At 40.3% G+C, this 14,897-nt stretch carries 12 protein-coding genes; 6 read left to right on the forward strand and 6 right to left on the reverse strand.

Annotated elements, in window-relative coordinates:
• Both J5X91_RS09305 and J5X91_RS09310 read left to right on the forward strand, forming a co-directional pair.
• The gene (locus J5X91_RS09305; RefSeq protein ID WP_208834491.1) at positions 1-705 is read left to right on the forward strand and encodes an HAD-IA family hydrolase; all 705 of its coding nucleotides are present in this window, start codon (positions 1-3) and stop codon (positions 703-705) included.
• A gap of 79 nt (positions 706-784) precedes the next feature.
• Complete coding sequence (locus J5X91_RS09310) at positions 785-1,141, forward strand: HopJ type III effector protein (RefSeq protein ID WP_208834492.1); 357 nt, start codon at positions 785-787, stop codon at positions 1,139-1,141.
• Here the strand turns inward: J5X91_RS09310 and J5X91_RS09315 are convergent.
• Positions 1,138-1,566: a GNAT family N-acetyltransferase gene (locus J5X91_RS09315; RefSeq protein WP_089367548.1), complete on the reverse strand. Its 429-nt coding sequence runs from the start codon at positions 1,564-1,566 to the stop codon at positions 1,138-1,140. The two genes, J5X91_RS09310 and J5X91_RS09315, sit on opposite strands and share 4 nt — an antisense overlap.
• Before the next feature lie 179 nt (positions 1,567-1,745).
• On the opposite strand from J5X91_RS09315, the gene J5X91_RS09320 reads away from it, so the two are divergent.
• Entirely contained in the window at positions 1,746-2,435 is a 690-nt protein-coding gene (locus J5X91_RS09320; protein WP_208834493.1) for a pseudouridine synthase, read from the forward strand.
• A 36-nt stretch (positions 2,436-2,471) separates the two neighbouring features.
• On the opposite strand, the gene J5X91_RS09325 is transcribed toward J5X91_RS09320, so the two are convergent.
• A complete protein-coding gene (locus tag J5X91_RS09325; RefSeq protein WP_208834494.1) occupies positions 2,472-2,855 on the reverse strand; it encodes an MAPEG family protein in 384 nt (127 codons plus the stop codon).
• 222 nt (positions 2,856-3,077) lie between these two features.
• Here J5X91_RS09325 and J5X91_RS09330 point away from each other — a divergent pair, with 222 nt between their 5' ends.
• Complete coding sequence (locus tag J5X91_RS09330) at positions 3,078-3,956, forward strand: DMT family transporter (protein ID WP_208834495.1); 879 nt, start codon at positions 3,078-3,080, stop codon at positions 3,954-3,956.
• 68 nt (positions 3,957-4,024) lie between these two features.
• Here the strand turns inward: J5X91_RS09330 and J5X91_RS09335 are convergent, their stop codons facing one another.
• The 4 genes from J5X91_RS09335 to J5X91_RS09350 all read right to left on the reverse strand — a co-directional run bounded on the left by J5X91_RS09335 (position 4,025) and on the right by J5X91_RS09350 (position 9,463).
• Entirely contained in the window at positions 4,025-4,342 is a 318-nt protein-coding gene (locus tag J5X91_RS09335; protein ID WP_041454308.1) for a multidrug efflux SMR transporter, read from the reverse strand.
• A 126-nt stretch (positions 4,343-4,468) separates the two neighbouring features.
• Complete coding sequence (locus J5X91_RS09340) at positions 4,469-6,040, reverse strand: bifunctional GNAT family N-acetyltransferase/carbon-nitrogen hydrolase family protein (RefSeq protein ID WP_208834496.1); 1,572 nt, start codon at positions 6,038-6,040, stop codon at positions 4,469-4,471.
• Positions 6,041-6,128: 88 nt separating this feature from the next.
• On the reverse strand, positions 6,129-6,980 hold the full coding sequence (locus tag J5X91_RS09345) for an MBL fold metallo-hydrolase (RefSeq protein ID WP_208834497.1): 852 nt from the start codon (positions 6,978-6,980) through the stop codon (positions 6,129-6,131).
• Positions 6,981-7,129: 149 nt separating this feature from the next.
• A complete protein-coding gene (locus J5X91_RS09350) occupies positions 7,130-9,463 on the reverse strand; it encodes a penicillin acylase family protein (RefSeq protein WP_208834498.1) in 2,334 nt (777 codons plus the stop codon).
• 156 nt (positions 9,464-9,619) lie between these two features.
• On the opposite strand from J5X91_RS09350, the gene ycaO reads away from it, so the two are divergent.
• Both ycaO and J5X91_RS09360 read left to right on the forward strand, forming a co-directional pair.
• The gene (gene ycaO / locus J5X91_RS09355; RefSeq protein ID WP_086997093.1) at positions 9,620-11,380 is read left to right on the forward strand and encodes a 30S ribosomal protein S12 methylthiotransferase accessory factor YcaO; all 1,761 of its coding nucleotides are present in this window, start codon (positions 9,620-9,622) and stop codon (positions 11,378-11,380) included.
• Between the two features lie 117 nt (positions 11,381-11,497).
• Entirely contained in the window at positions 11,498-14,860 is a 3,363-nt protein-coding gene (locus tag J5X91_RS09360) for an ATP-binding protein (RefSeq protein WP_208834499.1), read from the forward strand.
• Positions 14,861-14,897: the final 37 nt, after the last annotated feature.

A 14,897-nucleotide genomic window follows, 5' to 3' on the forward strand; every position in this document is an offset into this window, starting at 1 on the left:
ATGATCCGCTTTAATCGTGCCATTGCACCTGTGTCGGTATTAAGCTTCGACCTAGACGATACCCTTTACGACAATCGCCCAATTATAAAAGCCGCCGTACAAGCGCAAACTGATTATTTAAATACCCTGCCGGGTTATCAACATCAGGGCTTGCAGCAATGGCTGCATTGTCGTGATTGTGCACTGCAACAGCAGCCAAAATTAATTGAAGATGTAACGCAGTGGCGATTGCAAACACTGGGCTTACTTCTTGCTAAGCAAGGCTTTAATGCCGACGACGCAAAACACTTTGCAAGTGCTGCGTACAAGGTATTTGCTCAAGCTCGCAGTAATATAACCGTGACCGATGACGTACTTAACTTACTCGATAAGCTCGCTACTCGCTTTACCCTTATAGCCATAACCAACGGCAATGCCGATGTGAGCCTTTTTAATTTAAATAATAAATTTAACTTGGTACTGCAAGCGGGTTTACACGGTAAAGCTAAACCGCACAATAACTTGTTTGATCAAGCAGCTACACATTTACAGGTGCCACACAAAGCTATTTTACACATTGGTGACAGCCTAGATAGCGACGTGCAAGGCGCTAATAATGCCGGCTGCCAATCTGTATGGTTAAATAACCAAGCTGCCAACTATACTTACAAAGGCCTTGCCGATATTGAAATAACTAACATTAATGCCTTATCACACTTAATTTAAGTGCACGTGTACTAGTTTAATATAAATCAGTAAACAGATAGGTTAGAGTTAAGTATAAAAATAATCCTAAGGACAGAAAGTGACTCTAAGTGACTACCTAGAAAAATTGGCAAATGAGCCAAAAAGCATCGAATTTACCGACACTATGGCAGTTATCGATACACATTACCGCTTCACCCCTTGCGCATTTAATAATCATGGTTTACTTAGTGCTGCGAGCGAGAACAATGGTTCTTGCAAAATTTTCGCTTTTGCAAAACTAAACCAACTTAGTAAACAAAATACGCTCGATTGCTTTGGTCAGTTTTATCATCAAGATGTGCTTAACAACCCCAAAGGTAGCGATCATATGAATATTCGCACCTTTATGCTTGCTCCTGAAGTGACCCCGTTTTTAGGCGTAACCTTTACAGGCGAGCCACTTAAAGCTATTTAATCACCCTGCAAGGGTTTAATAAGCGATTTTTCCATAAAATAGCGAGTACCCGTGCGCGGATAATTATTAAGTTGATACTTAACTTGGTAACCGTGCTTTTCATAAAAAGGCTTGGCTTGAAAATCAAGCGTATCGAGCTGCCCCCTCGTTGCCCCAAGCTCAACTGCAGCCGCTTCAAGTGCGACTAATAACTTAGTCGCCAAGCCATTGCCACGTACTAACTCGCTGCACCAAAGCCAATTTATCTGCAACCAATTGCCAAATACACAGCCACTAATCCCAGCGACCAATTCCTCTTGTGCGTCTAAAAACTGATAACCAATAGACATACGCTCAGCATCAAAATGCGCGCTATTAAACGCCACTATTTTTTGACGAAGCGCCTGATTTAAGCAATCGTCATTATTTGCATATAATTGATACATTAACGCCTCTAATATTTATAAAATTAAAAATTATTAAACCAACAGCTGCTTATAAAAATGCATATTCTGTAGCGCCTAACACTAAATTTATAGCTATTTACCCACCTTCAGTAATGTTTACTTGGCAGCTTTGCTATAATCTGCTGCACACTTTTGCCAATGACTAACAGCAACCATTTATGAGCACCAAAATTCGACTCGCTAAATACATTGCCCATGCTGGTGTTTGCTCGCGTAAACAAGCCTCACGCTTAATTGACGAAGGTGCAGTGATAGTAAATAACCGCCCGGCTAATCATATTGACCATGTTGATGAGCAAGACCAAATAACAGTTAACGGGCAAATTATTAAAGGCACTGCTGAGTTAATTTATTTTGCTTATCATAAGCCTGTAGGTATTGACTGCAAGCTTGATCAGAATGACCCTGCTAGCCTTTATCACCACCTGCCTACTATTACGCGGGTTTACCCTATTGGCCGTCTTGATAAAGACTCCCGTGGCTTGCTTATATTAACCAACGATGGTGAGTTGTGTAACCAACTAATTCATCCCGACTTCCACCAGCCAAAACGTTACTTAGTTAGCGTTAATAAAAGCATTGATGCCGAGTTTTGTAAAAAAATGGCCGCAGGTGTACCGGTAGATAAGCAAATAACCTTGCCCTGTAGCGTTGAAAAAATAGCAGACAAACAATTTAGTATTATTTTAAAGCAAGGGCTTAATAGGCAAATTAGAAAAATGGCACACTATTGTGGTTACAAGGTAATTGACTTGTATCGCGAGCAAATTAGCGAGCTAACCCTACAAACGCTAAACCTTGCCCAAGGGCAATATATTGCAATTAATAAAAGCGATATTATAAAGTAAGCGCCTTTTAAAACGCTTTGGGGTTTTAAAATAAATTTAAAAGCTCACTGCAATCATTGCAATAGCTGTACTTATACCAACAAACCACATAATTGAGCGCATAATATCTAGGTTAAGGTAGTAAAAAGCACAAAATAAAACACGCGCTACAATGTGGCTCATCGCCAAGGTTTCGGTTACCGCATTAACATTATTAGTGCCTAATACCACCGCAAGTGCAACGGCAAATACTGCTAACGACTCAAAACTGTTTTGGTGTGCAGCTAAAGCGCGCGCTCCTAAACCGGTTAATTGAGTTTGTTGTTGGCGCGGATGCTTGTTGTCGTAGCCGCCCAATTTATTAAGTTCGATTACTGCGGGTATTCTTGCTAAATAAGGCATTACAACGGCCAATAAAGCACAAGCGATTAAAATAGTCATAGTACGGTTCTTTGTTATTGTTAATTATTTAAAATAACACACCCACTATAAAAAAGCCGCCAGATAAGCACCTGACGGCTAAACAGTAACATCAAGCCAACTATAAACTAATTTTACGGCAGTTAAACTGCGGCATATTGTCGCAGCTGAGCCTAAAGCACTATCGCTTTACTTTGTATACCTTGTTAACTTATCGCCCTCTATTATTTTTGTATTGTTATTATGACTTGGGTATTTTTCACTTTTTTAGCCGCTTTTATGCAGGCGTGGCGCAATGCACTACAAAGTAAGTTAAGTAGTAATGTGAGCGTAGCTGGCGTTACTCTATCGCGTTTTATTGTTGCAGGCCCTATTGCTGCTGTGTATTTGTATGGTTTATATCAATACCAAGATACCGCTATGCCTAGTTTTAATAATGCTTTTTGGGGCTTTATTATTGGCGCAAGTATTATGCAAATTCTTGCTACTGGCTTAATGGTTAAATTATTTAAAATGAATAATTACGCTGTGGGCGCTGGGCTTGCAAAAAGTGAGGCTTTGGTTGCCGCTATTTTAGGAGTATTATTTTTTGGCTCGGCGTTAACCTTATTGGGTTGGTTGGGGGTATTTTTAGGGGCTATTGCCGTACTGCTAATGAGCGGTATAACCAGCATTAAACGCTTCGATGCCAAAACAGCTTTATTAGGGCTTGCGTGCGGTACTTGCTTTGCGCTTACTTCATTATGGGTACGTGAGGGCAGTTTAAATTCAGGGCTATTATTTCCTCACTCTGCTGCTTGGGTACTGCTTTTTGTTATTAGCTTACAAACTCTAATATTGCTGGGTTATTTATTATTAAAAGAGCCACACACCCTCAGTAAACTTTGGCAATATAAAAGCACAACTGTTGCGATTAGTATTTTTAGCTGTGTGGGCTCTATTGGCTGGTTTAGCGCCATGAGCTTGCAGCATGTTGCCTATGTAAAAACGCTTGGCCAAATAGAGGTGTTTTTTACCATACTCATTGCCGTACTGTGGCTAAAACAACCGCTTAAAAAACAAGACAGCGCCGGGTTATTACTCATTGCTGTTGCCGCTATTTTAGTCATGCTGCCCAATTAATTACTGGCAAAAAAAGCGCAGGCTTTTAATCCTGCGCTTTTTTGATTAAACCGCGTTGAGTTTACTTTTTAATGACTTATTTTAAGTGTGATCACACCGCAAATAATCATTAATACACCGGCAATACGGCCAAAAGTGGCGGCATCACCATAAAACAAAATGCCCACAATAAATGTGCCAGCAGCGCCAATGCCTGTCCATACCGCATAAGATGTACCCATAGGAATATCACGTTGAGCTAGCCACAACATAAAACCACTAACCACCATAAATGCAACCGCAATGCCAATACCTAACCAGCGGCTGTCACTTTGTTGCGAAATCTTTAAGCCTATTGGCCAGCCAATTTCAAGCAAGCCCGCAATTATTAAATACATCCAAGCCACTTAAAGCACTCACTCTATTAAAAATTTGCGGTATTTTAGCGAGCTAATTTATTCATTAACAGCAATAAACAAGATTAATGATAATTAACCAGCTCACACTTTAATAAGCTACCTATTTTGTAGTGATTAAAGGCTACTTTTTTGCTTATCCGCACTAACCTTTTTATCGTCGCTCACTTTTTTTAGCATTATGTCGTATAAATCTTCACGTCGATCTTTTAAGTTACGTACTGTCCCTTCGCTGTGAAGAATTTTTAATTTATCCATATCAAGGTCACTAAATAACAACATTTCGGTATTAGTGGTTGCCTCATTGAGTGTTGCATCATGTGGGAATGAAAAGTCAGACGGTGTAAGTACTGCCGATTGTGCAAACTGTACATCTAGGCTTTCTACTTCTGGTAAGTTACCAACAGAGCCTGCTATAACCACATAACATTCGTTTTCAATAGCGCGTGCTTGAGCACAATGACGTACCCGTAAATAGCTATTTTTAGTATCAGTCCAAAAAGGTACAAATAAAATTTCTAAGCCTTCTTTGGCCATAATTCTAGATAGTTCTGGAAACTCAACATCGTAACAAATTTGAATACCAACACGCCCTGCATCAGTTTCAAATACCGCTATTTTGTCGCCGCCTTGAATAACCCAGTCATTTTGCTCATGCGGGGTAATATGAATTTTACGTTGCTCATCTATTTTACCGCTGCGGTGACATAAATAACTGACGTTATAAATTTTATCCCCGTCGGCTACTGGCATTGAGCCGGTAATAATATTGGCATTGTATTCAATTGCCATACGCGACATAGCATTTTTAAAGGTTTCTGTGTACTCGGCTAAATTGCGGATCGCTTCGGTTTGATTAACTTGCTCAGTTAAGCCCATTAGCGGGGCATTAAAAAACTCAGGGAATAAAATAAAGTCACTTTGATAATCAGAAACCGTATCAACAAAATACTCGACCTGCTTGAGCATTTCCTCTACCGACTCCACCTTACGCATTTGCCACTGCACCGCACCTACACGCACAATCGACTTTACTATATTAATAACGGTGTCGGTTGGTTCGTACAATATGTTATTCCACTCCAGTAATGTGGCATAACCTACTGATTCTTGATCTTCGGGTAAATACTTTTTAAGTAAGCGTTTAACTTGAAAATCGTTTGCTAGCTGAAAACTTAAGATAGGATCGTACAGCTCTTTTTGATCTACTTTAGCTATATATTCCATTGGGGTCATTTCATTACTGTGATTGTAATAACGCGGAATACGACCACCCGCTAAAATAGCGCGTAAGTTGTATTGGCGGCACAATTCTTTTCGGGCATCGTACAGCCTACGCCCAAGGCGCATACCTCTGTGCGTTTCGCTAATCGCAACATCTAAGCCATACAGTGCATCGCCAGCGGTATCACTAAATACGCGGTCATGACCATCGGCTATGTCTTCATAGGTATGGGGGTTAGAAAAGCGGGCATAGTCTACTTGCACGCTTAATGCTAAGCCTACCAGCACACCATCATCCACAATGCCTATTTGCCCTTCTGGAAACTGGTCTATTAATCTAAAAATTGTATGGCTAGGCCATGCACCACCTAAATCTGGGTATGCTTGATCCATCAAGGTTTTAATTTGTGGGTATTGCTCTTTAGTTAAATTACAAATTTCGAGATGGGTTTTTTCTACCGTCATACACAACTCCTTGAGGAATGGGGAATAAAAAAGCCGAACATGCGCCCAGCTTAATAAAATAGTTGATGTGCTATTACTTAATTCATTTTTATTGTTTTAAACTACGATAAAAAAGTGTAGTTACACGCTCTTTAGGTAACCAGCTAGCGTATTCAAGGCCAAGCTCTGCCAATGGGTCGGCGTTAAGTACTTGCTCTAAGCTTGCCTTGTTTTGCATTGCTTTAAGCATAACATCTTTGGCTTTTTGCACCAGCTTACGATACACCACCAGCCCTGAACGATCGCTTAGCGGACCATGTCCTGGGATCACTTTTGTATTATCGTCAATTTGTTTCACTACGTCATCTACAGCCGCTAAAATACCATCAACACTGCCACCACTGTCTACGTCTACAAACGGTAAGCTGCCAAAGTTAAAGAAAATGTCGCCCATGTGTACAATGTTAGCCTTGTTAAAAAATATGACTGCGTCACCGTCAGTATGTGCATGCTGATAATGCATTACATGAGCATGCTCGTTGTTAAAGTGCAGCTTTAAATCGTGGCTAAAACTAATCCGTGGTAAAAAATCTGCCCCTTCACCATGCTCCGCTACTAAGCGCTTATGCACATTATCGTGAGCAATAACGTGGGCACCTGCTTTAGCAAAATTTTCGTTGCCTCCGGTGTGGTCGCCATGATGATGGGTGTTAATTACAAACTCAGTACTGCCGGGCTGTAAATCGCTAATCGTTTTTTTAATATCGCTTGAAAGCTTGGCAAATTGATCATCAATAATATAAATACCATCGTCGCCGACACTTACAGCAATATTGCCTCCTTGACCAAGTAACATATAAATATGCTCGCTCAGTTTTTGCGTTTTAACTACACTTTCATCGGCATAAGCCGCACTACTTAACAACAAACCAGTGATTAATGCGGGAAGTAATTTTTTCATTTTAGTGCTCACTTATATTTATAATTAATTATCGTCTATTTATGAAGAATAACTACACGACATAGACTCTGCCTTACCTAAAAACCAAACATACGGCTGTAAATTTAATCTCGAAAGATAAACAAGCTCTAGCTTAGTTCACTAAACAGCTACTTGCCTTTTGGCGATATTATTATTTGATGTACTAGCGCTTGTGGTAATAATGGCGTGTTTTCTGCATTAATATATTGACTAAAACCGGCACGATAAAAGTTTGATAACGGGTGCCCCGACTGCCCGCCAGGTACGGTTAAAATGGCGTTTTCTAAATGTCCGGGCTGTACAATAAAGCGCTGTGAAGCACCAAAGCTACGCCCCTGCACTGCTGGCATGTAACTATCACCAAACCCTGGCGTTTTTGGCATATTTAAAAAGCGGGCAAGTATTGGTATTTGTTTAGCAAACGGATGCTCTATAACCAGCTCGTTTACTTTGCCCCACTGCCAGCCTTGAATGTTATTACCGTATTGCGTACTGAGTTTAGCAATAGTTTGACTAAATGCCCCCTGCAGCTGCTGCTCCCAAGTTGAAAATTGTGGATTGAGCCAACTGCTTGGTTGCGCGTTAATAAGCTGCCAAACTGCCGGTTCTAAGTCACGCCTTACGTAGCTCAACGTGCCATTTTTCTCACTTAAGCTTTGCTGCAACGTACTAAAGGTAATATTAATCACTTCATCGCGATAATGCTTTACCAAGGTATAACCTACTGAGCTTGCACACGCGCACTGCTGCCAGTTTTCAACAGCGCTAATATACGCGGCGTTATTACCTTCATCGGCTTTGAGTTGCTTGAGCAATAAAGCGTGCCAAGGAATTAAAAATCGTGCTTGGTTATCAAGCTGTAATTGATAAAAATCATCTTCAACAAATTTTTGTTTTTCAAACAAGCGGTCGCGCACTTGTGTTGCACGCGCGCCAAGTGAATATCCGCCGTTACCAAAACGCTCGTTATCCTGAGCACTTACCACCCGTGAGTTTGCAGTCCATATTCGTCCACTTACTGGGTTTTTAACCACGGGGCGCTGCGCTTCATTTTGCAACCAAAGCGGCGAGTAATCAGTACTTTTCACACTAAGCTCACTGGGTGCTTTACGCCCAGGAATCCCCCCCATTAACTTCCATGCGGCACTGCCTTGGCTATCAACTACAATTAAATTTTGTACCGGAATACCTACATCGCTGGCTATAGCAAGGGCATCATCAACTTCGGTAGCCTGTTCGAGCTGTAATAATTGCATATTAACCGCATAACTTTGATGCGCCGCCCAGCTCAGTGCATAAGCTTGCCCGTTAATATATTTTACCGGGCCATATTCGCTCAGGGTAAGTGTGTAAGTTTCGGCTTCATTATTAGGTAATGCAATTTGCTCATCTACTTGCCACGTTTTATTGTTACTTGTAAGCGCAACCCAATCCGCGGTATCAATATAACCATTGGTAAACCCCCATGCGATATGATTATTAGTGCCCACTACAATAGCTGGCGCCCCCGGTAACGATACGCCCGTAACTTGGGTTTTTACATTGTTATGTACATAATTTAGTTGCGCTTTGTACCAAATAACAGGCACTGCCATTGCTAAGTGCATGTCATCGGAGAGCATAGCAGATCCGGTTGTAGTTAATGCGCCGGTAACTGCCCAGTTATTACTGCCGCGCTCTTGGCTTGCTGCAAAAGAATTAAATGCATACATTGCTGGTGTTGATGATTGCACAGTGGATGATTGCTGCGTTTGTTGCTTGAGTATTGGTAGTTTAGGTATGCCTGCGCTGTAAGGTGCTAGTTGGCTGCCATCAAGCGCAGCTTGGTATTGACTAGGTTGCGTTAAAAACTTGAGCATATGTTTGCCGTATTGCTGCTCAATTTGAATTAATGCTTGGTCGCGCTCAAAGGTGGCACTTTGTAAATCAAGATACATACTAAAAATTATTAATAGGCTATCTTCGCTTTGCCATGGCCTTTGCTGTGCACCAGTGAGCAAATATTCAAAGCTTGAGTAACCTATTTGCGCTAACCCTTCGTTAACCCCTTGAGCGTAGCTTTTAAGTAATTGCTTATCCGACTCAGGAAGATTTTTTAAAATAACTTGGCTGCGTTTACGCAATTGATGAAAACGCATTTTTTTATCTAGTGCTAGCGCCGCCTTACCAAAAATTTCGCTCAACTCACCAGCGGCATTACGCCTCAGTAAGTCCATTTGAAAAAATCGGTCTTGCCCATGCGCATACCCCAAACCATAAGCGGCATCGTTGTGGCTTTGTGCTTTGATAACAGCTTGACCAAGTACGTCGCGCGAAATAATGACCGACTCATTAATCGCTTCGCTATGACCTTTGCCGTCAAGCGCTGGTAAACTCAAACTAAGTACACCATAAACAACCGCAGTACCGGCCAGCCCTAAAACCACTACTAACAGCAGCAAGCGCTTGATTACTTTAAACATCCAGCTATCCTTTAAGAATTCTAATAAAGTATTATTAACATATATTTACTATCCTTCTATTAAAAAGTCATATTCTGCGGCGCAAAGGATGAAATAAACCTCAAAATCCACGATAATAGCTAATCCACATATTGTGCAGCCCTAGTTGAGATGAGTATGACTGATAAAACATTTATAAAAGGTAAAGACCGCGATTTAGAATCGTCGATCTCTACTATGCAAAATAAGCTAAAAGCCCTTAATATTAATATTGAGGAAGCGTTATGGCTTAACCCTGTAGCTAACTGTTATTCGGTACATATTCGTGACCAAGACTGTGGCGTAATGTTTACCAATGGTAAAGGCGCAAACGACAAAGCATCGTTAGCTTCGGCATTAGGCGAATACTTTGAACGCTTAAGCTGTAACTACTTTTTTGCTGACTTTTATTTAGGTGAAGAATTTGCCCATGCAGAGTTTACCCATTACCCAACCGAAAAGTGGTTTACAGTAACAAACGATGAAGTGCCTGAGGGCATTATGGATGAAAGCTTATGGGACTACTTTGACCCAGAGCGCGAACTTAATGCATCGCACCTTTTCGATTTTAACTCTGGTAATGTTAAGCGTGGTATTTGTACTGTGCCATACACCCGCCAAAGCGATAACCAAGATGTGTATATTCCGGTTAACGTTATTGGTAATATTTTTGTATCTAACGGTATGAGTGCCGGCAATACTAAATTTGAAGCACGGGTACAAGGCTTATCCGAAGTATTTGAACGCGCTATAAAAAGCCGCATTATTACTGAGGGCTTGTGTCTGCCTATCGTGCCTGAAGAAGTAGTTAAGCTGTACCCTAAAATTCATGAAGCGTGTGAAGAGTTACGCAGCCATGGTTTTCATTTACGTATTGCCGATGCCTCTCTAGGCGGTAAATACCCAGTAATGAGCGTTACCCTTATTCACCCAGCTGATGGCTCTGTATTTGCTTCTTTTGGTGCTCACCCATCATTTGAAGTGGCACTTGAGCGTACCGTAACAGAACTATTACAAGGTCGTCGTTTAGATCAACTTGATGTGTTTCAACCTGCTACTTTTGATAATGATGAAGTTGCCTCTCCAGAAAACACTGAACTGCACTTTATTGATTCTAGCGGCTTAATTTCTCATGACTTTTTCCGCGCAAAAGCCGACTTTGACTTTGTGCATTGGGACTTTAGCGGCACAACTGAGCAAGAATATAACTTTTGTACCGACTTAATCCATAGCATGGGGCATGATATTTACATCATGGATTACACTCACTTAAACGTATATGCATGTCGTATTTTAGTCCCTGGTATGTCAGACATTTACCCAGTTGATGAACTAATTTGGCGTAACAACAACGAAGGCGCTAAGTTCCGCGAAACATTTTTATCACTTGATCAGTACGACGTTGAGCAATGGATGGAAATTTATGACTCACTAGAGGAAGCGGGCCATAGCGATATCATTCGCGCTGCCGAGTTTATTGGTTTAGTAACCGACCCTGATACATCTTGGGATACGCTGCGTATTGGTGAACTAAAAGCGCACCTTTGCCTAGCCGCAGGTAACGAAGAAGCCATTGATTGGGTTGACTGGATATTACATACCGGGCAAGTAAACGAAGATGCAATGCGTCACTTTCGCTGTTTAAAAGCTATTTTAGAAATAAAATACGATGACGAACGCGAATATGCAGACTATCAAGATGCATTAGGCTTAATGTTTGGTACTGCCAATGTAACGCTCGCAATTGAAATAGCCGAAGGCCGTAAATTATTTAACGGTTTAACCTTCCCAGGCTTATCGCTTACTGGCTTTACAAAGCATGCTGCATTACTCGATGGTTATCGCAAGCTCCATGTAGCTAAACAGCAGCATTGGGCACGCGAGGTTAGCGACTCGTAATTTAGTTAAACTATTAATTATAAAAATAAAATGGCGCATAATCTGATGCGCCATTTTTATTTGTACAATAAATTAGCTATAGTGGATACTGTCTAATATAAAAGCAAAATGTAGCTAATGTCGCCAATGAATAATAGTAAAAATAATAAAGTTCATAATTTTAAGCTGACCTTCTGGCTATCACTTACTCTTATTGTATTAGTAAGTGTTGTACTTGATCGGATTAACTATAACCGAGCAAAAGATGCACACCGATTACAAATACTCTCTGAAGTAAGCACTTACCGAGCACAACTTGAAGCTATTTTAGTGTCTAATATTCAGCTAATTCGTGGTTTAGGTGTTGCTGTTGCCGCAGAACCAAATTTACAGCAAGCACGCTTTGCGCAAATTGCTGCCCCCTTATTTGAGACCTCAAACGAACTACGAAATATTGGTGGCGCACCCGACATGGTAATTAACATGATCTATCCGCTTGCCGGTAACGAACAAGCCCTAGGCCTTAACTTTTTAGACAATGAAGCTCAACGTATCGATGCAATTAGAGCCAGAGACACAAATAAAATTGTAATGGCTGGCCCATTAACGTTAATACAAGGGGGTTCTGCACTCATTGCTCGCGTTCCTGTTTATAAAGCGGATAAATCCTTTTGGGGGCTGCTTTCTGTGGTATTAGATCTTGAAAAAGTATATGCAAACGCAGGTATTAATGAACTCGAAAAACAATACAACGTTGCTATTCAAGGACGCCATGGCTTAGGCACAAAAGGCGATTTTTTTTACGGTGAGCCCGCCATAATAGAGCAAGATCCTCTTGAGTTTTCTTTAAGTTTTCAAGGCGGTAATTGGCAACTTTATGTTGCTCCTAAAAAGGGCTGGAGCCCTGTAAATTCTTCTATTTGGCCTTTGCGTGTAGCTATAATAATTATATGCGGCCTATTAATTTGGGCGTTTTTATTCTTTTTAAAAATGTTTAACCGCCAACAACAAAATGAAAAAATGCTAGAGGTTATGAGCGATCTGGCTCTAGTAGGCGCTTGGTCGTTTAATTTAGAAAACAAACAAACGTATTGGTCTGATATGACCAAAAAAATATTTAAATATTCACCTGACGAACAACCACAATGGCCAAAGGATCTTGGCTACTTTAAGCCCGGAAAAAGCCGAGAAAAAGCAGCTAAATTAATTGAACGAGCAATTAAATTTGGTGAGAGCTACGAAGCTGAACTTGAAGTTATTGATGCTAAAGGCAATATTATTTGGGTATTGGTGCACGGTGAAGCTGAGCATAAAAATGAACGCTGTATAAGAATATTTGGCTCATTACAAAATATTGATACCCGTAAAAAAATAGAATTAGAAAATAATAAAATATCGCTATTTAACGAAGCCTTAGCGTCTTTAACAGTTAACGATCAAATTTTAAACGGGCAATTAAGCCAATCTAAAGATGTGATTACTCAAGCAATTTGTCAGGCGCTCAACATCGATCAAGCCAGCATTTGGCTATTTAGCGACAATAAAACCCAGCTCAAGCCTATTGCCTTTCATAATATAAACACCACAACAAATAACAACAATGAACCATGGTTACAAAAAGATATTCCTGATTTTTTTGAAGCCATAGAGCGCAAAGCCATATTTAGTGCAGCAGATGCACAGCAATGCCCTATTTTAATGCCAATTAAAGAGCACTACCTAAAGCCACTAAAAATAAATGCCATGTTGTGTGCAGTTATTCCTGCCGGAAGTGGGATCATAGGTATGGTTTGCGCCGAGCAATGCAACAAAACCCGCGCTTGGGCGCACAACGAAGAAAACTTTTTAATTGCTGTAGCAGCACTTATTGGCAGCCTTTACTCTAGCCAAAAGCGTATAGAAACAGAGCAACAACTAGTAACAGCCAAAGAAACCGCAGAGCAAGCCGTAGCTGCTAAAAGTGAGTTTTTAGCGAGCATGAGTCATGAAATTCGCACCCCTATGAATGGCGTGCTAGGGATGCTCAATATCGTAAAAAACACCCAATTAGATCAACAACAGTTGCATCATATAGAACTTGCTCAGTCGTCGGCGCAATCATTACTGAATATTATTAACGATATTTTAGATTTTTCTAAAATAGAGGCTGGTAAATTAGATATTGAAAAGATTCAATTTAATTTACCACGTTTGTTAGGTGAGGTTGTTGAATCATTTGCGCTTAAAGCGGAGCAAAATAATACCATCTTAATTTTAGATGCAACCCTCATCACCGTCAGCGAAATAGTTAGCGACCCTAATAGGTTACGACAAATATTAAGTAACTTAATTAGTAACGCGGTTAAGTTTACATTTGACGGAAAAATAGTAGTCACCGCAAAAATTGATGAAACAACCGATGGTACATCTTTAGTTTGTTCCATTATTGATACCGGTATTGGCATAAAACCAGAAAAACACTCCACATTATTTGACTCATTTACCCAAGCAGATACCTCAACAACACGCCAATATGGCGGCACAGGCTTAGGGCTCGCTATTGTAAAACAGTTATGTGAGCTGATGGGAGGTGAAGTAAGCGTAACCAGTATGCTAAACGAAGGCAGTACTTTTTCGTTTTCAATAAAAATAAAACCTAAATTAAGTAAGCAGCAAGACCTACCTAGCCATTTAATTAAAAACAAACATATTTTAATTATTGATAGTTGCTTATTAAACTCAACCATAGCTAAAAAGCAGCTGATAATATGGCAAGCAAATGCCAATACCTTAACCGACTACACTGCTGTAAGTACATATTTTAAAGATCAGGCAACCACAACCCTCGATGCTATTTTAATCGACTATTATTTTTTTGAACAAGCGCCGCAATCGCAAATTACTGAGGTTAAAAATTACCTAGCTAAGCACAGTTGTAAGCTAATAATAATGGCACCTATGAGCTATTCCAAAGATGACTCTACGCTAAGTTTAAAAGTAGACTCAATGATTTTTAAGCCATTAACGCCCTCAGACTTATTTGACTCTCTTGCTAATGATAAATACATAGAACAACAGCAACAACAGGCACAACTACAAAATAAACTCACTGAAACGCCATTAGTTAATACAAATGAGCCACAAGTTTTATTAGTAGAAGACAATAAAATTAACCAAGTTGTTGCTGGGGCTTTATTAAAACAAGCCGGTATTTCATTTGATATTGCTGAGAATGGACGTGAGGCGATAAAGCAACTAAATGAGCAACCCGCTAATACTTACCAGTTAATTTTAATGGACTGCCAAATGCCTGAAATGGACGGCTACCAAGCAACTAAAGCGATTAGAAATGGCGACTCGGGTAAGCATTATCAAAACATAACTATTATTGCTTTAACAGCCAATGCAATGCAGGGAGATAAAGAAAAGTGCTTAGCAGCGGGTATGAATGATTACTTAAGTAAGCCACTCGATTTTAGTGCACTGCACCCTAAACTTCAGCAATGGCTTGGCACTCAATAAAAGTGTAAGCTAATCATATAGTTTATTAGTTGAGATG

This window comes from Pseudoalteromonas sp. K222D (genome assembly GCF_017653575.1).
Taxonomy (GTDB): domain Bacteria; phylum Pseudomonadota; class Gammaproteobacteria; order Enterobacterales; family Alteromonadaceae; genus Pseudoalteromonas; species Pseudoalteromonas nigrifaciens.

Bases quoted from the DNA above. Each gene is read 5' to 3' on its own strand.
- J5X91_RS09305 (WP_208834491.1), top strand. From the start codon at position 1: ATGATCCGCTTTAATCGTGCCATTGCACCTGTGTCGGTATTAAGCTTC.
- J5X91_RS09315 (WP_089367548.1), bottom strand. From the start codon at position 1,566: ATGTATCAATTATATGCAAATAATGACGATTGCTTAAATCAGGCGCTT.
- J5X91_RS09320 (WP_208834493.1), top strand. From the start codon at position 1,746: ATGAGCACCAAAATTCGACTCGCTAAATACATTGCCCATGCTGGTGTT.
- J5X91_RS09325 (WP_208834494.1), bottom strand. From the start codon at position 2,855: ATGACTATTTTAATCGCTTGTGCTTTATTGGCCGTTGTAATGCCTTAT.
- J5X91_RS09330 (WP_208834495.1), top strand. From the start codon at position 3,078: ATGACTTGGGTATTTTTCACTTTTTTAGCCGCTTTTATGCAGGCGTGG.
- J5X91_RS09340 (WP_208834496.1), bottom strand. From the start codon at position 6,040: ATGACGGTAGAAAAAACCCATCTCGAAATTTGTAATTTAACTAAAGAG.
- J5X91_RS09345 (WP_208834497.1), bottom strand. From the start codon at position 6,980: ATGAAAAAATTACTTCCCGCATTAATCACTGGTTTGTTGTTAAGTAGT.
- J5X91_RS09350 (WP_208834498.1), bottom strand. From the start codon at position 9,463: ATGTTTAAAGTAATCAAGCGCTTGCTGCTGTTAGTAGTGGTTTTAGGG.
- ycaO (WP_086997093.1), top strand. From the start codon at position 9,620: ATGACTGATAAAACATTTATAAAAGGTAAAGACCGCGATTTAGAATCG.
- J5X91_RS09360 (WP_208834499.1), top strand. From the start codon at position 11,498: ATGTCGCCAATGAATAATAGTAAAAATAATAAAGTTCATAATTTTAAG.